This window comes from Acidovorax sp. NCPPB 3576, assembly GCF_028473605.1.
In the GTDB taxonomy this organism is placed as follows: Bacteria; Pseudomonadota; Gammaproteobacteria; order Burkholderiales; family Burkholderiaceae_C; genus Paracidovorax.
Genome location: NZ_CP097267.1, coordinates 686,543 through 704,240 on the forward strand (window position 1 = coordinate 686,543; position 17,698 = coordinate 704,240).

Annotated in this window: 19 protein-coding genes; 6 read left to right on the top strand and 13 right to left on the bottom strand. The window is 69.2% G+C overall.

Annotated features, from left to right (window positions below; genetic code table 11):
- Window positions 1-20: 20 nt before the first annotated feature.
- Window positions 21-1,298, bottom strand: a complete 1,278-nt coding sequence (locus M5C98_RS03370; RefSeq protein WP_272550953.1) for a flavin-dependent oxidoreductase — start codon at window positions 1,296-1,298, stop codon at window positions 21-23.
- A 59-nt stretch (window positions 1,299-1,357) separates the two neighbouring features.
- Between M5C98_RS03370 and M5C98_RS03375 the strand changes: the two genes are divergently transcribed.
- Both M5C98_RS03375 and M5C98_RS03380 read left to right on the top strand, forming a co-directional pair.
- Window positions 1,358-1,942: a MarR family winged helix-turn-helix transcriptional regulator gene (locus M5C98_RS03375; protein ID WP_272550954.1), complete on the top strand. Its 585-nt coding sequence runs from the start codon at window positions 1,358-1,360 to the stop codon at window positions 1,940-1,942.
- A gap of 82 nt (window positions 1,943-2,024) precedes the next feature.
- Entirely contained in the window at window positions 2,025-3,008 is a 984-nt protein-coding gene (locus M5C98_RS03380; protein ID WP_272550955.1) for a Bug family tripartite tricarboxylate transporter substrate binding protein, read from the top strand.
- Window positions 3,009-3,032: 24 nt separating this feature from the next.
- Here the strand turns inward: M5C98_RS03380 and dkgB are convergent, their stop codons facing one another.
- Entirely contained in the window at window positions 3,033-3,875 is an 843-nt protein-coding gene (dkgB, locus tag M5C98_RS03385) for a 2,5-didehydrogluconate reductase DkgB (protein ID WP_272550957.1), read from the bottom strand.
- A 210-nt stretch (window positions 3,876-4,085) separates the two neighbouring features.
- On the opposite strand from dkgB, the gene M5C98_RS03390 reads away from it, so the two are divergent.
- On the top strand, window positions 4,086-4,976 hold the full coding sequence (locus M5C98_RS03390) for a LysR substrate-binding domain-containing protein (protein WP_272550958.1): 891 nt from the start codon (window positions 4,086-4,088) through the stop codon (window positions 4,974-4,976).
- A gap of 18 nt (window positions 4,977-4,994) precedes the next feature.
- Here the strand turns inward: M5C98_RS03390 and M5C98_RS03395 are convergent, their stop codons facing one another.
- The 5 genes from M5C98_RS03395 to otsB form a co-directional block, all read right to left on the bottom strand.
- Window positions 4,995-5,750: a zeta toxin family protein gene (locus M5C98_RS03395; protein ID WP_272550959.1), complete on the bottom strand. Its 756-nt coding sequence runs from the start codon at window positions 5,748-5,750 to the stop codon at window positions 4,995-4,997.
- Window positions 5,750-6,085 (bottom strand): hypothetical protein, encoded by a 336-nt coding sequence (locus M5C98_RS03400; RefSeq protein WP_272550960.1) that lies wholly within the window; start codon window positions 6,083-6,085, stop codon window positions 5,750-5,752. The genes M5C98_RS03395 and M5C98_RS03400 overlap by 1 nt, the downstream gene beginning before the upstream one ends.
- A gap of 127 nt (window positions 6,086-6,212) precedes the next feature.
- A complete protein-coding gene (otsA, locus tag M5C98_RS03405) occupies window positions 6,213-7,580 on the bottom strand; it encodes an alpha,alpha-trehalose-phosphate synthase (UDP-forming) (RefSeq protein WP_272550961.1) in 1,368 nt (455 codons plus the stop codon).
- Between the two features lie 61 nt (window positions 7,581-7,641).
- On the bottom strand, window positions 7,642-9,453 hold the full coding sequence (locus M5C98_RS03410; protein WP_272550963.1) for a glycoside hydrolase family 15 protein: 1,812 nt from the start codon (window positions 9,451-9,453) through the stop codon (window positions 7,642-7,644).
- Entirely contained in the window at window positions 9,450-10,187 is a 738-nt protein-coding gene (otsB, locus tag M5C98_RS03415; RefSeq protein WP_272550964.1) for a trehalose-phosphatase, read from the bottom strand. Before otsB ends, M5C98_RS03410 begins: the two co-directional genes overlap by 4 nt.
- A 162-nt stretch (window positions 10,188-10,349) precedes the next feature.
- Between otsB and trxC the strand changes: the two genes are divergently transcribed.
- On the top strand, window positions 10,350-10,793 hold the full coding sequence (gene trxC, locus M5C98_RS03420) for a thioredoxin TrxC (protein WP_272550966.1): 444 nt from the start codon (window positions 10,350-10,352) through the stop codon (window positions 10,791-10,793).
- A gap of 65 nt (window positions 10,794-10,858) precedes the next feature.
- Here the strand turns inward: trxC and M5C98_RS03425 are convergent, their stop codons facing one another.
- The 4 genes from M5C98_RS03425 to M5C98_RS03440 all read right to left on the bottom strand — a co-directional run bounded on the left by M5C98_RS03425 (window position 10,859) and on the right by M5C98_RS03440 (window position 14,163).
- Complete coding sequence (locus M5C98_RS03425) at window positions 10,859-12,094, bottom strand: multifunctional CCA addition/repair protein (protein WP_272550967.1); 1,236 nt, start codon at window positions 12,092-12,094, stop codon at window positions 10,859-10,861.
- A gap of 193 nt (window positions 12,095-12,287) precedes the next feature.
- On the bottom strand, window positions 12,288-12,647 hold the full coding sequence (locus M5C98_RS03430) for a hypothetical protein (protein ID WP_272550969.1): 360 nt from the start codon (window positions 12,645-12,647) through the stop codon (window positions 12,288-12,290).
- 120 nt (window positions 12,648-12,767) lie between these two features.
- Window positions 12,768-13,460, bottom strand: coding sequence for a glutathione S-transferase family protein (locus M5C98_RS03435; RefSeq protein WP_272550970.1), 693 nt, complete (start codon window positions 13,458-13,460; stop codon window positions 12,768-12,770).
- Window positions 13,461-13,590: 130 nt separating this feature from the next.
- A complete protein-coding gene (locus M5C98_RS03440) occupies window positions 13,591-14,163 on the bottom strand; it encodes a 5-formyltetrahydrofolate cyclo-ligase (RefSeq protein ID WP_272550972.1) in 573 nt (190 codons plus the stop codon).
- Between the two features lie 15 nt (window positions 14,164-14,178).
- Between M5C98_RS03440 and M5C98_RS03445 the strand changes: the two genes are divergently transcribed.
- On the top strand, window positions 14,179-16,161 hold the full coding sequence (locus tag M5C98_RS03445) for a lytic transglycosylase domain-containing protein (protein ID WP_272550973.1): 1,983 nt from the start codon (window positions 14,179-14,181) through the stop codon (window positions 16,159-16,161).
- Window positions 16,162-16,249: 88 nt separating this feature from the next.
- On the top strand, window positions 16,250-16,810 hold the full coding sequence (locus M5C98_RS03450) for a DUF4124 domain-containing protein (RefSeq protein ID WP_272550974.1): 561 nt from the start codon (window positions 16,250-16,252) through the stop codon (window positions 16,808-16,810).
- A 24-nt stretch (window positions 16,811-16,834) separates the two neighbouring features.
- Here the strand turns inward: M5C98_RS03450 and M5C98_RS03455 are convergent, their stop codons facing one another.
- Window positions 16,835-17,389 (bottom strand): cytochrome b/b6 domain-containing protein, encoded by a 555-nt coding sequence (locus M5C98_RS03455; RefSeq protein WP_272550976.1) that lies wholly within the window; start codon window positions 17,387-17,389, stop codon window positions 16,835-16,837.
- On the bottom strand, window positions 17,376-17,654 hold the full coding sequence (locus tag M5C98_RS03460) for a PepSY domain-containing protein (protein WP_272550977.1): 279 nt from the start codon (window positions 17,652-17,654) through the stop codon (window positions 17,376-17,378). The genes M5C98_RS03455 and M5C98_RS03460 overlap by 14 nt, the downstream gene beginning before the upstream one ends.
- Window positions 17,655-17,698: the final 44 nt, after the last annotated feature.

A 17,698-nucleotide genomic window follows, 5' to 3' on the forward strand; every position in this document is an offset into this window, starting at 1 on the left:
TAGCATTATGCCCTAGTGAATCATGCGCTGGAGGCCGATTGGGCTTGAACCTGCCGGTGGCCGGCCGCGGCCTTGTATTCCTGCACCCAGCGCGCCAGCACGGCCGGGTCCATCACGTCCTCGATGCGCGCGAAGCCTTCGGGGGCGCGTTCTTCCACCATGTCGAGGATGGCGTCCAGGCCCTCCTGCCGGTTCAGGGCCACGATGCGGGCGGTGGCGGGGCGGCGCGCCGCCTCGTAGTCTTCCAGCGCGGCGACGGGATCGCTGGGCTGCGTTTGCAACGCGTCGGCCAGCGCGCGGGCGTCCAGGATGGCCTGCGTCGCGCCGTTGGAGCCGATGGGGTACATGGGGTGCGCGGCATCGCCCAGCAGGGTGACGCGGCCGTGGCGCCAGCGGGGCAGGGGGTCGCGGTCCACCATGGGCCACTCCAGGATCTGCGTGGCCGCGCGGATCACGCCGGGCACGTCCAGCCAGTCGAAGTGCCACGCGCCGAAGGTGGGCAGCAGATCATCCACCGCGCCGGGCCGGCTCCAGTCGGCGCGGTCCGGCGCCCGGAGCCCGCCGCCGAAACCGTCCTCGCGCAGGCGGCGGTCGGCCACCCAGTTGATGAGTTGCGTGCCGTCCGGCGCGGGCGGCGCGATGGGGTAGACCACGAACTTCGCGCGGCGGTGGCCCGCCTGCACCATGGTGCGCCCGTCCAGGAACGGCCGCGCGACCGTGGTGCCGCGCCACATCATCATGCCGTTCCAGCACGGCGCGCCTTCGTCGGGATAGAACTGGCGCCGCAGCGCCGAATGGATGCCGTCCGCGCCGATCAGCAGGTCGCAGCGCAGCGCCTCGGTGCGGCCATCGGCATGGGCGATGTGGGCGGTGGCGCCGGCGTCGTCCTGCGTGCTGCCGGTGACGCGCGCGCCGCTGCGCACCTGCGCCGCGCCCAGGCGCCGCACCGCCTCGTCCCACAGGAACATCTGCAACTGCCCGCGGTGCACGCTCAGCTGCGGATGGCTGTAGCCGGCGGCCACGCCGCGCCGGTCTTCGTAGATCGGCTGGCCGTGGCGGTTGGCGAAGACCAGCGCCGCGGTCTCCACCCCCATCGTGCGCAGCGCGGGCAGCAGCCCCAGGCCATCGAGCACCGCCACGGCGTGCGGCAGCAGGTTGATGCCCACGCCGAGCGGCTTCAGGTGCGCGGACGCCTCGCACACGGTGATGCGGTGGCCTTGCGCCGCCAGGGCCAGCGCGGCCGTGAGGCCGCCGATGCCGCCGCCGGCGACGACGATGTGAAGCGGTGCAGAGGGCATGGTGGGTCTCCGGGTTGTCCTGCTTGACGCCAGGCGTTGGCGCCGCCTATTGTTGCGCCATGCAACAAAAAACGGCACGCGCGAAAACCCTGCCCTCCCACGCGCTGGCGAAGCCTGCGGCGCCAGCGCCGGCCCCGGATGCGCCCGAGGGCGAGTTGCGCCACCTGCCAGGCCTGGACTACGGCGTGCTCGACCAGCTCATGGGCTATGCGCTGCGGCGCGCGCAGAACGCGCTGTACCTGCACTTTCAGCGCGCCGTCGCCGCCCAGGCCGACGTGAGCCCGCAGCGGTTTGCCGCGCTCGTGCTGGTGGCGGGCAACCCGGGCCTGCGCCAGGGCGTGCTGGCCGAGGCGATGGGGCTGCACCGCAGCGGCGGCATGCGGCTGGTGGACTGGCTGCACGTCCAGGGCTGGGTGCGGCGCGCTCCCGATCCGCTGGATGGCCGCGGCTGGACCCTGCACCCCACGCCCGCGGGCCGCGCCGCGCTGAAGCGGCTGAGCGAGTCCGTGCAGGCGCACGATGCGGCGCTGGTGCAGGCGGTGGGCGAGGGCGGCGGGCAACTGCATCGGCTGCTGGAGCGCCTGGCAACGGCGGCCGCGGCGGCGCCAGAACCAGCACCCCTTTCCTCATCCCCGCCCCCCTGATGGCCCCGTGGCTCCGGCCGGCACGGTCGTCTGGCATGCTTTCCGGCCTTGCCCCAACAGAACCTGCACAAGGAGACAACGCATGAAGAACATGAACCGACGCCAGGCCGGCCTGGCGCTGGCCGGGCTGGCCGCCGCTGGCCTGGGCGCGCCCGCACGGGCGCAGCAGGGCGTGCCGCGCATCCTGGTGGGTTTCCCCGCCGGGGGATCGATCGACGTGGTGGCCCGCCGCCTGGCCGAGCAGTGGCGTGGCCGCACCGGCACCACCACGGTGGTCGAGCAGAAGGTGGGCGCGGGCGGGCGCATTGCCCTCGCCACGCTCAAGGACGCGCCGCCCGACGGGCTCACCCTGGTGCTCAGCCCGTCGTCCATGCTGACCATCTACCCGCACGTGTACAAGCGCCTGCAGTACCGGCCGGCCACGGACTTCATCGCCGTGACGCCGGTGGCCCTGTCCACCTGCGGCTTCATGGTCGGGCCGAAGGTGCCCGAGTCGGTCAAGACCCTGCGCCAGTTCGCCGACTGGACGAAGGCGCGGACCGAGCCCGAGGGCTACGCCTCGCCCGCGGCCGGCGCCATGCCGCACTTTCTGGGCAACCAGTTCGCCCGCGCGGCCGGCATCCAGCTCACGCACGTGCCCTATCGCGGCGCGGCCCCGGGCCTGCAGGACCTGATGGGCGGTCAGGTCGCCTCCGGCTGCTTCAGCGTGGGCGACTGCCTGCCGCACCTGCCCACCGGACGGGTGCGCGTGCTGGGCGTGACCGACACGCGGCGCTCGCGCTTCCTGCCCGATGTCGCCACGTTCGAAGAGCAAGGCTTTGCCGGCATCCACGGCGTGGAAAGCTATGGGCTGTACCTGCCCGCCAAGACGCCCGCAGCGCAGGTCGACCGGCTGCTGGCGCTGGCGCAGCAGGCGATCCGCGACCCGGCCGTGGTGGAGTCGCTGGCCAAGCTGGGCTTCGAGCCCGTGAGCAGCACGCCCGAAGCGTTCGCGCGGCAACTGGCGCAGGAGCGCGAGCGCTGGGCGCCCGTGGTGGCGGCTTCGGGCTTTTCGTCCGAGGAGTAGGCGCTGCGGACGCTGCCGGTCCGTTCAATCCCAGGCGGGGGCCAAGCCTTGCGGATCGACCAGCCGGCCGCCGCGCTCCAGTGCGGCGATGCGCTGCATCTGCCCGTCCGTCAGGCGCAGTTGCGGTGCTTTGAGGTTGCCTTGCAGGTGGGCGCGCTGCGTGGACGAGGGAATCACCGCATGGCCCAATTGCATGGCCCAGGCGAGGGCCACCTGTGCCGGCGTGGCGGCCAGCTCCGCCGCGATGGCCTGGATCACCGGGTCCTGCAGCACCTGGCCGTAGGCCAGCGTCATGTACGACGTGGTGTGGATGCCCTGGCTGCGTGCGAAGTCCACCACCGCACGGTTCTGCAGGTAGGGGTGCAGCTCGATCTGGTTCGTCGCGATGCGGTCCGCGCCCACGGCGGCGATGGCTTCGCGCAGCAGCGCGGTGTTGAAGTTCGATACGCCGAAGGCCCGCGTCAGCCCCTGCGCCTGGGCGTCTGCCAGTGCGCCCAGAGACTCCGCCACCGGCACCGCCCCGCCGGGCGCTGGCCAGTGGATCAGCGCGAGGTCCACCCGGTCGGTGCGCAGTTGGGCGAGGCTCTCCTTCAGGCTGGGGATGAGTCGGTCGGCCGCGAGGTGGTCGGTCCAGACCTTGGTGGTGATGAACAGCTCGTCGCGCGGCACGCCGCTCTCGGCAATGGCCTGGCCGACCTCGGCCTCGTTGCCGTAGATCTGGGCCGTGTCGATGTGGCGGTAGCCCAGCGCCAGCGCGGTCTTGACCGAGTCGATGACGACCTGGTCTTTCAGGCGGAAGGTGCCCAGGCCGAAGGCTGGAACGGCAGGGACAGCGGTGGTGGCAGAGGGGCTGGTGATCGTCGTCATGGAAATCTCCTGAAGAAATGAAAGCGGGGGACGGGAAGGACCGGTGCTGTGCGAGGAACGAGGGCCTTCGCAGCGCCATCCATAAGAGCGATGGCATGGGCACCCTCGTGAAGAGCCCCGAGTCTGCAGGTTTATCCTTTGCAGAAAAACACCGCCATGCTCCATAGATATTTGCTCTGGAGTCAATAATGAACCGCGAGCGATGCGCCCATGAAAACCACACTCGAAGAACTGCAGGCCTTTGCCGCCGTGGTGGACGGCGGCTCCATCACCGCTGCAGCCGAGCACCTGGGCCAGACCGTCTCCGGCATCAGCCGGGCGCTGGCGCGGCTGGAGAAAAAGCTCGAGACCACGCTGCTGCGCCGCACCACGCGCCGCATCGAACTCACCGAGGAGGGCCAGGCCTTCCTCGCCCGCACCCGCGCCATCCTGGCTGCGCTCGACGAGGCCGAAGAGCACATGGCTGCGCGCCGGCGCGAGCCTGCCGGCCGCCTGCGAGTGAACGCCGCCACGCCCTTCATGCTGCACGCCGTGGTGCCCCTGGTGCCCGAGTTCCGCCGCGCCTACCCGCAGATCACGCTGGAGCTGGACACCGACGAGCTGAACATCGACCTGCTGGCACGCCGCACCGACGTGGCGATCCGCATCGGCCCGCTGCGCGACTCCACGCTGCACGCGCGGCCGCTGGTCACGAGCCGCATCCGGGTGCTGGCGAGCCCGGCCTATCTGGCCGAACGCGGCCGGCCGAAGACCGCGGCGGCCCTCGGCCGCCACACGCTGCTGGGTTTTTCACAGGTCGAATCGCTCAACCGGTGGCCGCTGCGCGGCGCGCATGGCGACGAGTGGCCCATCGCGCCGGCGATCACCGCCTCCAGCGGCGAAACGCTGCGCCAGTTGGCGCTACAGGGTGCGGGTATCGTGTGCCTGTCCGATTTCATGACCGCTGCCGACCGCGAGCGGGGCGACCTGGTGCAGATCCTGGCGAAGGACACGGCCGACGTGCGCCAGCCGATCAGCGCGGTGTATTACCGCAACACGCAGCTGGCCGCGCGCATCGCGTGCTTTCTGGATTTTCTGCAGGAGCGGTTGAAGTCGTTTTGAACACTCTGCCGGATGAATTCAGGCGCTGCCAGCGGCATCTGCTGGCCATTCCCCGGCCACTGGGGCCATCCAGTAGTTGGCCAGTGCGGGAAAATGATCGCCCTCGCTGGCATAGGCTTGGTCGCGAATGTCAAACAGCAGGTTGCCGCGCTGCTGTGCGCGAACCAAGGTAAAGGCCTGTTCGATATCGCGGCTGTTGTCGAACATCAGGGTCATATCCGCCAGCGGCGCCGCATGCCGGATGGCTGCCTGGGTGCGCGGAAACCGCTCGCGCAGCTTGGCCGTCGGCACGGCGTGCCCGCCTTGTTGCTTGCGTGTTTCCACGCGCAACTCCGACAGCGCAACGTTGGCCAGACCCACGAAAAGCAGAACCACGTAGTAGCCGGAGCGCTGCATCTCCAGGATGTCTTCGTGCTTGCTTTCCATGGTGCCGTCCGAGCGCTTGCGCCAGTGAGAGAAAACGGTCTCGAACGCAAAAGGCATGCGTTCGGCCATCACGATGGCCTTGAAAGCGCGGATTCCCTCTTGTGAAAGGCGTTGCCAGCGTTGATCGGAATCCCGCAGTTTCTGCGCCCATTCGGGCATGTCGCTGGGCAGGATGGAGGCGGTCAGCCGATCGGCGTTGATGAGCGGAATGCGCAGATCGTGGGCCAGGCGTTCGTACCAGAGGGTCGATTTTCCTGAGCCGTTGTGCCCTGCCAAAACCAGCGCCAGGGGCTTTTTCTGGCTGTCCAGAGCCGCGTGAAGGACGTCGGCTAGAACCGGAGGCCGCATCAGGAACCGGCTCGTAACGCCTTGAACTTACCGTTCACGAATTCTCCGATAGTGGTTTCTCCGTCCACCGACCTGCGCACCATCTTGGTGGGATCCGTTTCGCTGATGGCATAGGAGTAGATCTTGCGAGCGGAGTGCTGTTTGAAGACCGCATCGGCGGTGATGCCGGGCGTCGCCAGGGAGCGGCCTAACTCGACCACCAGAACATTCGCTTGTTCGCTGCCCCTGACCCGTGCCCGCTTGGTGGATCTTTCAGACCGGACCAGCGACAGTCCACCGTGGAACGAAGCCACCGTTCTGCCGTCCGAAGGGGGTGTGGAGGTCTTGGTATTCATGGCCGGAAGGGAAGTAGGCGGTGGGAAAGGTCATTGTGCCACCGCGCTATGGAAAGGCGCTGTGCATTGCCGTGGAGGGCTTGCGGTGCACATCGGAATTTTCGACAGCACGGCCACTGCCCTCCCTTCAGCCCAGCGTCTCCAGAAACGTCTTGCGCCACCAATGAATGTCGTGCTCGCGAATGCGTTCCATCAACGCCTGGTGGCGCCGCTGGCGTTCCTTGAGCGGCATCTGCAGCGCGGTCTGGATGGTGTCTGCCATGCCTTGCGTGTCGTAGGGGTTGACCAGCAGCGCTTCCTTCATCTGCTCGGCCGCGCCCGCGAAGCGCGACAGCACCAGCACGCCGGGGTCATCAGGGTCTTGCGCGGCGATGTATTCCTTGGCGACGAGGTTCATGCCGTCGCGCAGCGGCGTCACCAGGCCCACGGCGGCGGCGCGGCACAGGCCCGGCACGCGCTTGCGGGCCACGGTGCGGTGGATGTAGCGCAGCGGCATCCAGTCGAGCTCGCCATAGTCGCCGTTGATGGCGCCGCACAGGCCTTCCAGTTCCTGGCGCAGGTCGGCATAGGCGTCCACGCTGTCGCGGGTGGGCGAGGCGATCATCACCAGCGTGGCGCTGTGGTGGTTCTCGGGGTAGCGCGCCAGCAGCTCGCGGAAGGCGCGCACGCGCTGCGGGATGCCCTTGGAATAGTCGAGCCGGTCGATGCCCAGCAGCAGGCGCCGGCGCGAATACTCGTCGCGCATGGCGGTGAAGGTCTGCACGGCCTCGGGCGCGGCGGCCAAGCGGGTGAATTCTTCCACGTCGATGCCGATGGGAAAGGCCCCCACCTGCACCGTGGCGCCGAAGGCGCGCAGGTGCTGCGGGCCCACGGTTTCCGCATTGGCTTCGTTGCTCAGGTAACGCGTGAAATGCGACACGTCGGCCTCGCTCTGCAGGCCCACGAGGTCGTAGGCGAACAGGGAGCGCATGAGCCATTCGTGCTGCGGGATGGCGGCCATGATGAGCGGCGGCGGCACCGGGATGTGCAGGAAGAACCCGATGCGCTGGCGGCAGCCCAGCGCCCGCAGTTCGGCAGCGAGCGGGATCAGGTGGTAATCGTGCACCCAGATGGTGTCGTCTTCCTTGAGCAGCGGCAGCAGCTTGCGGGCGAACATCTGGTTCACGCGGCGGTAGCCGGCGATGTAGCTGGCATTGAAATCCGCCAGGTCCAGCCGGTAATGGAACACGGGCCACAGCACGCTGTTGCTGTAGCCGCTGTAGTAGCTGTCGTGGTCTTCCTTGCACAGGTCCACGGTGGCCAGGGTGACGGAGCCCGCCTGGCGCGTCTGCAGCTTGGCTTCGCCGGGAAGGCTGTCTTCGGAAATGTTGCCGCTCCAGCCGAACCACAGGCCCCCGGTGCGGCTCAGCGTCTCGCCCAGCGCGACCGCCAGGCCTCCGGCGGCGGGCTTGCGGGGGTCGGCGATGCGGTTGGAGATGACGACGAGGCGGCTCATGGGAAATTTCCTTGCGGTGCGAACGGGCAGTCGGGGTGGGCGTGGCGGATGCGGCGCCTTTTCAGATCACGCTGTCCCAGGGATCGGACAGCCGCACGGCGGCATTGATGATGCCGACCATGGAATAGGTCTGCGGGAAGTTGCCCCACATCTCGCCGGTCTGCGCGTGCGTGTCCTCGGACAGCAGCCCGAGCGGGTTGCGGGCGGCCAGCAGGGCCTCGAAGATCTCGCGCGCCTGCGCCTTGCGGCCGATGCGGGCCAGCGCGTCGATGCGCCAGAACGCGCAGATGTTGAAGGCGGTGTCGGGCTTGCCGAAGTCGTCGGCGGCCTCGTAGCGGCGCATGTAGGGGCCGTCGCAGAGCGAAGCCTCCATGGCGTCCACGGTCGAGACGAAGCGCGGGTCCATCGGGTCGATCAGGCCCACCTCGGCCATCAGCAGCACACTGGCGTCCAGTTCGTTGCCGCCGAAGCTCTCGGCAAAGGCCTGGCGCTCTTCGCTCCAGGACTTGGCGAGGATCTCGTCGCGCATCGACCGGGCGTGTGCGCTCCAGTAGTCGGCGCGTTCCGGCAGCTGCAGCGAATGGGCGATCTTGGCCAGGCGGTCGCAGGCGGCCCAGCTCATCAGTGCCGACGAGGTATGCACGCGGGCTCGGGTGCGCAGCTCCCACATGCCGGCGTCGGGCTGGCCGTACACGCGCACGGCCAGCTCGCCGATCTGCTCCATGCGCGAGAACTCGGTCGCGCCCGCCGGGTGCAGCAGCCGCTGGTCGTGGAAGGCCTGGGCCGCGCCCAGGATGATGTTGCCGTACACGTCGTGCTGGAAATGCTCGGCCGCCTGGTTGCCCACGCGCACCGGGCCCATGCCGCGGTAGCCGGCCAGCTGCGGCACAAAGGCCTCGGGCAGGTCGTGCTCCAGGCCGATGCCGTACAGCGGCTGGATGTGGCCGTCGCTGGCCTCGGCCACCACGTTGCTGAGCCAGCGCAGGTAGTCCTCCATCGTCGCCGTCTCGGACAGGCTGTTGAGCGCCCGCACGACGAAGAACGCGTCGCGCAGCCAGCAGTAGCGGTAGTCCCAGTTGCGGCCGCTGTCCGCCGATTCGGGAATGCTCGTGGTCATAGCCGCCACGATGGCGCCGGTGTCCTCGAACAGCGAGAGCTTGAGCGTGATGGCTGCGCGGATCACCGCGCCCTGCCATTCGAGCGGAACGGCCAGGCGCTGGGTCCAATGGCGCCAGTACCAAACGGTTTCCTGCTCGTAGTGGCGCGCCGTGTCGGCAATGCCGACGGGCAGCGATTCGTCGGCGCCCAGCAGGAAGTTGTGTTCGCGCGCCATCACGAAGGGCTGGCCCGACAGCACGTGGGAGATGGGCACGTCGGTGTTCAGCCGCAGCGTCAGGTCTTCGCCCACATAGCGGATGTGGTTGCTGCCCTGCGTGATCTCGGGCGCATGCTTGCCCCAGCCGTAGCGCACATCCACCGTCACGCGGATGCGCGGGGCGCCCTCCAGCCGGCGCACGCGGCGCACCAGCATCATGGGCCGGAAGTAGCGCGCCCGGGCATAAAAGCGTGGCGCGAAATCCGTGATCTCGATGCTGTTGCCCGAACGGTCGGTGAGCCGCGTGCGCAGCACCGCGGTATTGGGCTCGTACCACTGCTCGGTGGTGGCGAGGTCTTCGATCTCGATGGCGAAGCGGCTGCCTTCGTCGCCCGGCTGCAGCAGGGCGTTGAACACCGGGTCGCCATCGAAGCGGGGCAGGCAGCACCACACGATGTGCGCCTGCGCGTCCACCAGAGCGCTGATGGCGCAGTTGCCGATCAGGCCCAGGGCCAATGAAGGCTCGGCGGGCGGGCCGAAATGGGAACCGGTCTTCATGCGGCGGGCCTTTCCGGCGCCGCCATCTGGTAGAGCCATTCGCGCAGGACGGTGGTGTCGTCGCAGCGCACTGCGGCCTGCGTCTCCCCCGTGCCCACCTTGATGCCGATGCCGCCCAGGGCCTGCGTGGCGACGAAGCCGTTTTCGTCCGTCACGTCGTCGCCCGCGAACACGGGGATGCGGCCCTGGAAGGGCGGGTGCTGCATGAAGTCGGTGATCGCGCGTCCCTTGCTGGGGCCCGAGGGCTTGATCTCCAGCACGCATTTGCCCTGCATCAATTCGAGCCCGGGCGCGTGATTGAGGGCATGTTCCAGGGTCGAGCGGCACACAGCTTCCAGTTCCTGCGCCTGCCGGTAGTGCAGCGCGACGCCGGCGCTCTTGCGCTCCAGGACCAGGGCGGGGTAGCGGTCGCGCAGTGCCTCGATGATGCGAATGACCGCTGTCAAGTCCGTGGCCGGCACGGCCCCCACGAGCCCGCTGTTCAGGCGGTACTGGGCGCCGTGCTCACAGGCCAGCGGCAGCTGAAGGGGGGACAGGAAGCGGTCGATGTCGGCTTGCGTGCGGCCCGTCGCGATGGCCAGGGCACCGCCCAGCCTTTCGTGCAGCGCCTGCAGCGCCGGCACGATGCCCGGGGGCACCTGCACCGCATCGGGGTGGGACGCAATATCGGCGAGCGTGCCGTCAAAATCGAGGAAAAGTGCGTATCTCGCAGTCAGTAGCGGTAGATTTTGCATTGCCAGCCACCTTACCAGAAGCCTTTGCGCGGGCTGTAGGCGCCGAGGCAGGGCGCCTGTAGGCGGGTTGAAAACGCCCGCCGTAGCGCCCATGTGCGATGGGTGTACCCCCGGTGCCCTGGCCTGTCTGGGCCACCACACCCTTCTTCATTGCGGCCTTCCATGAACGACATCTCGCACCTGCACATCGTGTGCCCCCACTGCCACACCACCAATCGCGTGCGGGCGGACCAACTGGCGAGCGCGCCCGACTGCGGGCAGTGCCATCGGCCGCTCTTCGCCGGCGCCCCTCTGGCGCTGGATGCGGATGGTTTCGAGCGCCACGTGCAGCGCAGCCACATTCCGGTGCTGGTGGATTTCTGGGCGCCCTGGTGCGGTCCCTGCCGTGCGATGGCCCCGGCGTTCGCGCAGGCCGCGCGCGAGTTGGAGCCGCAGGTTCGCTTGGCCAAGCTGGACACCGAGGCTCATCCCGCGTTAGCGGCGCGCCATCAGATCCGCAGCATCCCGACGATGATCCTGTTCCGGAACGGCCGCGAGTCCGCGCGCATTTCCGGCGCGCTGGGCGCGGCAGACATCGTGCGCTGGGTGCGCACCGCCACCCACTGACCGTTCAGCGGGGCGATTGCCTTCAACGGGCCCGCTTTGCGGGCGTCGGGGGGCACAGGAGGGAGTCAGCCCTGCGCGGCCAGCCAGCCGGCCACCGCACGCACCCGCGCCTCGCGGATCCATTCCCCCACCTGCGGGCCCGCGGCGCCAGCCGCCGCGGCGCGGGCGGCGATCTCCGCCGTCACCACCGACTGCGCCGCCGACAGGACGGCCGCCAGCCGGGGGCGCTGGGGGTAGGGCGTCTCTTCGAAGCCGAGCCGGCCCCGCGCATCGCACTCGCAGGCCAGCAGCACCTCGGCAAAGCGCGCCGGCTTGCGCAGGGCATCGCACCGCTCCAGGAGCCGCACCAGGGCGGCTGCGCCGAGGTCCGCGCTGCGGTGGATGTTGCCGTGCTCGCGCGCCACCACGTCGGCGGTTTCGCGGCAGTCCACCGGCACGCGCAGGCGCTCGCACACGTCGCGCAGCAGTTCTGCGCTGCGGGTTTCGTGGCCGATGTGGCGCGGCAGCACGTCGGCCGCAGTGGTTCCCTTGCCCAGGTCGTGCACCAGGCAGGCAAAGCGCACGGCCAGGGGCGCCTGCAGCCGCGCGGCCATGTCCAGCACCATCATCACGTGCACGCCGGTATCGACCTCGGGGTGGTATTGCGCGCGCTGGGGCACGCCCCACAGGCGGTCCAGCTCCGGCAGCAGCACGGCCAGCGCACCGCAGGCGCGCAGCACCTCGAACATGCGCGAGGGCGCGGGCTCCATCAGGCCGCGGGCCAGTTCCTGCCAGACGCGCTCGGCCACCAGATTGTCCACCTCGCCGGCCTCGACCATCTCCCGCATGAGCGCCAGGGTTTCGGGGGCCACGGTGAAGTCGGCGAAGCGCGCGGCGAAGCGGGCCACGCGCAGGATGCGAACGGGGTCTTCGCGGAAGGCGTCGGTCACGTGGCGCAGCACGCGTGCCTGCAGGTCGCGAACGCCGCCGTAGGGGTCGCACAGGCCGGTCGCGTCGGCCTGCTCCGCGATGGCGTTGATCGTGAGGTCGCGGCGCGAGAGGTCTTCCTCCAGCGTGACTTCGGGCGAGGCCTGCACCGCAAAGCCGCGGTAGCCGCGCCCGCTTTTGCGCTCGGTGCGCGCCAGGGCGTATTCCTCGTGCGTCTGGGGGTGCAGGAATACCGGGAAGTCGCGCCCGACCGGCAGGTAGCCTTGCGCGGCCATTTCGTCGGGCGTGGCGCCGACGACGACCCAGTCCCTGTCGTTGACCGGACGGCCCAGCAGCCTGTCGCGCACCGCGCCGCCCACCATGTAGATTTGCATGGCCGGCAGTGTACGGGGTGGCATTCATCGCGCGGTGGCTTCTGGCCTTTCATGCGCGATGCAGCGGCCCTGGCGGGAAATCCAAGGCCAAAAAAGCACCATGCCGGCGTATTTCATGCCTTCACTGCTATAAAAAATATAGCGATCGATGCGTTTTGCCAGGGGGCCTGGCATCGCCGCCGGGCGGCGCGGGTCAGCGCTTGTCGGCCGTCAGGCGCGCGAGCGCGCCCCGAATCACCTCGATGCGCTGCGCTTCGTAGGAATGGCTGTAGCGCAGGGTCTTGATGCCGTGGGGTCCGCGGGTCGCCTGCGTCTGGAAAGTGCCTTGCAGCCGGTCGAGGTAGGCCAGCAATTCTGGATGGTGGCGCGCGGCCACGGCCCGGTCGAAGGAGAGGCTGCCTTCGGCCTGCGGCCCGAAATCGCTGTCCGGCAGGGTGCCGTTGCCTGGCGTGAACGGCGGCGGCGGGATGGCGAACCGCGTGGATGGGCGGACGGGCCGGTCCACGCCCATCAGGGACGGATCAGGCGGGGTGCTGAAGAAGGTGGTAGGCATGGAACTCTGGTCCTGGAGTGGCTGCGTTCACAGCGTGCCGCCCCTCCCGCCACGCCCCTGCCGCAGGCCGGAAGCGATGTTCCATTTTGCGAAGCGCCCCTCCTGCGGGCGCCTCGCCAATCAGCGCTCCGTGCGGCTCAGCCGGTACGGCTCTTCGAAGTCGAGAAAGTCCGCCTCGGCTTCGGCTGCGCGCACCCAGTCCTGCACGCCGGGCAGCGCCAGCACGCGCTCCACGTAGTCCGCGATGTGCGGGGGCAGGGGCAAGGCGTAGGTGGTCAGGCGCGAGCACACGGGGGCGAAGAAGGCATCGGCGATGGTGAACCCGCCGAACAGCAGCGGGCCGCCGTGCGCCTGCAGCAGCGCGGTCCACATCTCGATCAGCCGCGCCACGTCGGCGCGCAGCGCGGGGCGGTCGCGCCACAGCAGGGCGCCGGTGTCGGGCAGGCGGGCCTCGATGTTCATCGGGCAGGCGCCGCGCAGCGCGGAGAAGCCGCTGTGCATCTCGGCGCAGACGCTGCGGGCGCGCGCGCGGGTGGCCGCGTCGGCAGGCCACAGTGCCTTGTCCGGGTGCTTTTCCGCCACGTATTCGGCGATGGCCAGGGTGTCCCACACGGCCAGGCCGCCATCGACCAGCACGGGCACCTTGCCAGTGGGGGTGACCGCCTGGATCTTCTGCTTGAACTGGGAGCCTTCGTCGAAGCTGTCGAAACGCAGCGGAATTTCTTCGAACGCGATGCCGGCCTGGCGCAGCAGCACCCAGGGGCGCATGGACCAGGAGGAGTAGTTCTTGTTGCCGATGTACAGCTGGAGCATGGGGGTCACCTCGGAAAACGGGAGGTGCATCCTACGATGCCGCAGCACGGCCCTTCGATGCCTTTTCGCGCGGCGACTGATGCGCGCCGCGCATCAGCCGTTCTTTCGGGCGCCGCTCGGGGCGGGCCGGTCAGATTGGCCAGACCACGCCGTTGTCGTTCAGGATGGCATCGAGCGCACGGTCGTGGTCCTCGGCCTCGAAGTCGTCGATGTAGCCGTGCGTGAAGCCCAGGCCCACCGTGGTGGGCACCGGCTGCAGCGTGGCCAGCGTGCGGTCGTAGAAGCCCCCGCCGTAGCCCAGGCGGTAGCCGCCGGGGCCATAGCCCACGCAGGGCACGAACAGCAGGGAGGGCACGATCACCTCGGTGTCCTTGGGCTTGGGGATTCCGTAGGCGTCTTCTTCCATCGGGCAGCCGGGATACCAGGCATGGAAGGTGAGGGTCTTGTGCACCTTGTCCACCACCGGCAGCCCGATGCGGCGGCGCTGGGGCTCGTCGAGCAGTTCGCCGTCTTCCTTCCAGCGGTGCAGCGCCGGGAGGGGGTCGAACTCGCCCTTGATGGGCCAATAGGCACCGATGACGGTGTCGGGCCGGTCCACCAGCCAGATTCGCATGACGCGCTGAAGCAGGTCCGCCCGCTGTAGGCGGTCGGGGAGATTCAGGCGTTCTTCTACCAGTGCGCGGCGCAGGGCTGCTTTGTCCATCACATAATTCCCCCAATGCAATTGCTCAAGATTCTGACACCGCTCGTCGCGGGCGCCTTGCTCGCCGGTGGCGCGACCCTTGCCGTCGCGCAAAACCGGGGCGACGATACCCTGCTGGAGATGCAGCAGGCCTTCCGCAAGGGCGACCGGCAAAGGCTCGCCCAACTGCTGCCCAGCGCCCGTGGCCATGTGCTGGAACCCTGGGCAGCTTACTGGGAACTGCGGGCCCGCCTCGGCGAGGCCCTGCCGCAGGAGGTGAACGCCTTCCTGCAGCGCTACCCCGGCACCTACCAGGAAGACCGCCTGCGCAACGACTGGCTGCTGCTGGTGGGCCAGCGCCGCGACTGGGTGCAGTTTTCCGAGCTGCATCCCCAGTTCCGCATGGGCGATGACCGCGAGGTGCGCTGCTACGCGCTGCTGATCGAGCAGATCAAGGGCACGGCGCCGGCTGGCGCCATCGACGAGGTGCTGCGCAATTGGTATGGCCAGCGCGAGGCCGACGACGGCTGCACCCACGCGGTGGCCGAGTTCTACGCCGACAAGAAGGTCACGGCCATGGACATCTGGCGCAAGGCGCGTCTGTCGGCCGAGGCCAACCGCGCCCGTGCCACGCGCAGTGCGGTCGAGATCGTGGCGCCCGAGGCGCTGCCGCTGCTGCGCGAGGTGTTCGACTCCCCCGTCAAGTTCCTGGCCGGCCGTGCCACGGCCGCCGGGCGCGTGCGCCAGGAATTGGTGGTGCTCAGCCTCATCAAGATGGCCATGGCCGACCCCGGCGGCGCGGCGCGGCTGCTGGACGCCAAGTGGGGCGTGCAGCTGTCGCCCGAGGAGCGCAACTGGGTCTGGGGCGTGATCGGCAAGCAGACGGCGATCGCGCTGTCGCCGGACGCCATGGGTTACTTCGGCAACGTGTCCAAGGATGCCGACCTGCCCGATGACGCCCTGGGCTGGAAGGTGCGCGCCGCCTTGCGCGCCGGCCAGTGGAAGCAGGTGGCCCGCGCCATCGACGCCATGTCGCCCACCGCCCGCCAGGACAGCACCTGGACCTATTGGCGCGCCCGCGCCTGGCTGTCCGACCGCCCAGGCGACGAAGACAGGGCCCGCGCCCGCGAGCTGCTCGAACGCATCGCGGGCACCAACGGGTTCTATGAAATGCTTGCCCTGGAAGAGCTGGGCCAGCGCGTCGTGCTGCCGGCTGCGCCCCTGCCGCCCACGCCCGAGGAAAAAGCCGCCGTGCGCGCCAACCCGTCGCTCAACCGCGGGCTGTACGCCATCTTGCTGGGGCTGCGAAGCGAGGGCGTGCGCGAGTGGAACTATGCCACCAACCTGCACAGCCCGGGCGGCATGGCCGACCGCGAGTTGCTGGCCGCTGCCGAATTCGCCTGCCAGCGCGAGGTGTGGGACCGCTGCATCAACACCAGCGAACGCACCAAGGCCCTGTTCGACGCATCGCAGCGGTTTCCCATGCCGTTTCGCAACACGGTGGTGGCGCGTTCGCAGGCCATCGGGCTCGACCCGGCCTACGTGTACGGGCTCATCCGCCAGGAGAGCCGCTTCGTCATGGACGCGCGTTCGGGCGTGGGCGCCTCCGGCCTCATGCAGGTGATGCCCGCCACGGCCCGTTGGACGGCCCGCAAGATCGGCATGGCCAACTTCACGCCCGACCAGATCAACGACCGCGACACCAACATCACCATCGGCACGGCCTATCTCAAGCTCGCGCTGGACGATTTCGACGGCTCCATGCCCCTGGCCGCGGCGGCCTACAACGCCGGCCCGGGCCGCCCGCGCAACTGGCGCAACGGCCCGCTGCTGGAGGCGGCCATCTGGGCGGAGAACGTGCCTTTCAGCGAAACGCGCGACTACGTGAAGAAGGTGCTGGCCAACACGACGCTCTACGCGGCAATCCTGAGCGGCCAGCCGCAGTCGCTCAAAGGCCGCCTGGGCAGCGTGGGGCCGCGCGATGCAGCGGTGCCGGAGCCGACCAAAGACCTGCCATGATGGCCCTCGCGAGGCCGGGCGCCAGGTGCCCCGGCCTCGCGGTTTCACCGGGCCGCGGAGGGCGGCCGTTTCACTTCCATAAAAACCGATGTCGAAGAAAAAAACCGGGGCCTTGGTGGCCGTTGCCGTGGCGATGGGGTTGCTGTGCGGAGCCGCTTCGGCGCAGCAGGTCTACAAATGGGTGGATGCACAAGGCCGCACGCAATACGGCCAGCAGCCGCCGGACCTGTCCACCGCCGAGCAGCCCCAATTGCACAACACCGTGCCGTTCGGTGGCAGCAGCGGCGGCGCAGCCAGTTCGGGCAGCGCCCCGCGCAAGCTGCCCCGGGACGTGCAGGACCAGGTGAACGGCCTGGCGCAGGGCCTGACCAAGACGCAGCCGGGCAAGGTGCCGCTGGCCTGTGGCAGAGCGGTGAGCAACGCGACCTCGGGCCTGGACACCATGCTGGAGACCGGCGACAAGAACGCGCGCGACGGCTACCTGTCGCGCGAGCAGTACGAAGCCACGGCGGGCAAGATCCGCGCCACGCGCAGCCATATCACCGTGAGCGATTGCGAATCGTCCACGGGCGTCAAGCGCGACTTCTACCAGTGCATTTCCAACGACCGCAACCACGTGATGGGGTGCGCGCAGCAGCACCGCTTCTGAGGCGGGTCGGGCCCGGCGGTGCGATCAAGGCACGTCGTCGCCCGCGGGGGGTGGCTTGCGCCCGGTGACCATGGCCCGCACCAGGTTCTCGCGGTGCTTCCACCCGGTGAACAGCACGCCGCCCACGTGCAGGGCGATCAATCCCAGCAGGGTCCAGCCCAGGCCCTCGTGCAGGTTGGCGAGCCAGCCGTAGCCCCAGAAAAGATCGGTGGTGTAGAGCCAGCCGGTGAACCCCAGCAGACCGATGCAGCCCAGCAGTGCCACCACCATCCAGCCGCCCAGCGGGTTGTGGCCTAGGTGGCGCGGCGCACGCCCTGCGCCCACGGCACGCGCATAGGCCCAGGTGGCGGCCGGCCCGCGCACGAACTGCGCAAAGCGTGCGTGGTTTCGGCCCGCGAAGCCCCAGGCCACGCGCGTGCAGGCGATGGCCAGGGCAGCGTAGCCCAGGTTTTCGTGCAGGGGCCCCAGCCGGTGCCGGGTGATCCAGGCCGCGGCGACCGAGGCCACCAGCGACCAGTGCAGGAGCCGCACCGCCGCGTCCCACACGGGAACAGGCGGCCGGGAGTTATTTTTCTTCAACGCGTTCCAGCGTCTTGGGGTCGAAGAACGCCTCCACGCGCTTGCCCTGCGGGTCCTTGCCGTACACCTCGTAGCAGGTGGTGGTCTTTTCCATGCGGCGCACGGTCCAGCCTTCCTTGACGAGCTTTTCCTGCAGCTCGGTGTGGGGGCGCCATTCCGATGCGGGATGGGAGGGGCACTGCACGTCGCCGTGCGCCCAGGCGCCGCCGGCGGCCACGGTCAGGGCCAGGGCGATGGCGGCACGGCAAAAGGGGGTGGAATTCATGGGGGACTCCTGCAGAGAAAAAGGATAGGGGCGAAACGGTTTCG

Coding starts and splice junctions, on each gene's coding strand:
- M5C98_RS03370 (WP_272550953.1), bottom strand. CDS start 1,298: ATGCCCTCTGCACCGCTTCACATCGTCGTCGCCGGCGGCGGCATCGGC.
- M5C98_RS03375 (WP_272550954.1), top strand. CDS start 1,358: ATGCAACAAAAAACGGCACGCGCGAAAACCCTGCCCTCCCACGCGCTG.
- M5C98_RS03380 (WP_272550955.1), top strand. CDS start 2,025: ATGAAGAACATGAACCGACGCCAGGCCGGCCTGGCGCTGGCCGGGCTG.
- dkgB (WP_272550957.1), bottom strand. CDS start 3,875: ATGACGACGATCACCAGCCCCTCTGCCACCACCGCTGTCCCTGCCGTT.
- M5C98_RS03390 (WP_272550958.1), top strand. CDS start 4,086: ATGAAAACCACACTCGAAGAACTGCAGGCCTTTGCCGCCGTGGTGGAC.
- M5C98_RS03395 (WP_272550959.1), bottom strand. CDS start 5,750: ATGCGGCCTCCGGTTCTAGCCGACGTCCTTCACGCGGCTCTGGACAGC.
- M5C98_RS03400 (WP_272550960.1), bottom strand. CDS start 6,085: ATGAATACCAAGACCTCCACACCCCCTTCGGACGGCAGAACGGTGGCT.
- otsA (WP_272550961.1), bottom strand. CDS start 7,580: ATGAGCCGCCTCGTCGTCATCTCCAACCGCATCGCCGACCCCCGCAAG.
- M5C98_RS03410 (WP_272550963.1), bottom strand. CDS start 9,453: ATGAAGACCGGTTCCCATTTCGGCCCGCCCGCCGAGCCTTCATTGGCC.
- otsB (WP_272550964.1), bottom strand. CDS start 10,187: ATGCAAAATCTACCGCTACTGACTGCGAGATACGCACTTTTCCTCGAT.
- trxC (WP_272550966.1), top strand. CDS start 10,350: ATGAACGACATCTCGCACCTGCACATCGTGTGCCCCCACTGCCACACC.
- M5C98_RS03425 (WP_272550967.1), bottom strand. CDS start 12,094: ATGCAAATCTACATGGTGGGCGGCGCGGTGCGCGACAGGCTGCTGGGC.
- M5C98_RS03430 (WP_272550969.1), bottom strand. CDS start 12,647: ATGCCTACCACCTTCTTCAGCACCCCGCCTGATCCGTCCCTGATGGGC.
- M5C98_RS03435 (WP_272550970.1), bottom strand. CDS start 13,460: ATGCTCCAGCTGTACATCGGCAACAAGAACTACTCCTCCTGGTCCATG.
- M5C98_RS03440 (WP_272550972.1), bottom strand. CDS start 14,163: ATGGACAAAGCAGCCCTGCGCCGCGCACTGGTAGAAGAACGCCTGAAT.
- M5C98_RS03445 (WP_272550973.1), top strand. CDS start 14,179: ATGCAATTGCTCAAGATTCTGACACCGCTCGTCGCGGGCGCCTTGCTC.
- M5C98_RS03450 (WP_272550974.1), top strand. CDS start 16,250: ATGTCGAAGAAAAAAACCGGGGCCTTGGTGGCCGTTGCCGTGGCGATG.
- M5C98_RS03460 (WP_272550977.1), bottom strand. CDS start 17,654: ATGAATTCCACCCCCTTTTGCCGTGCCGCCATCGCCCTGGCCCTGACC.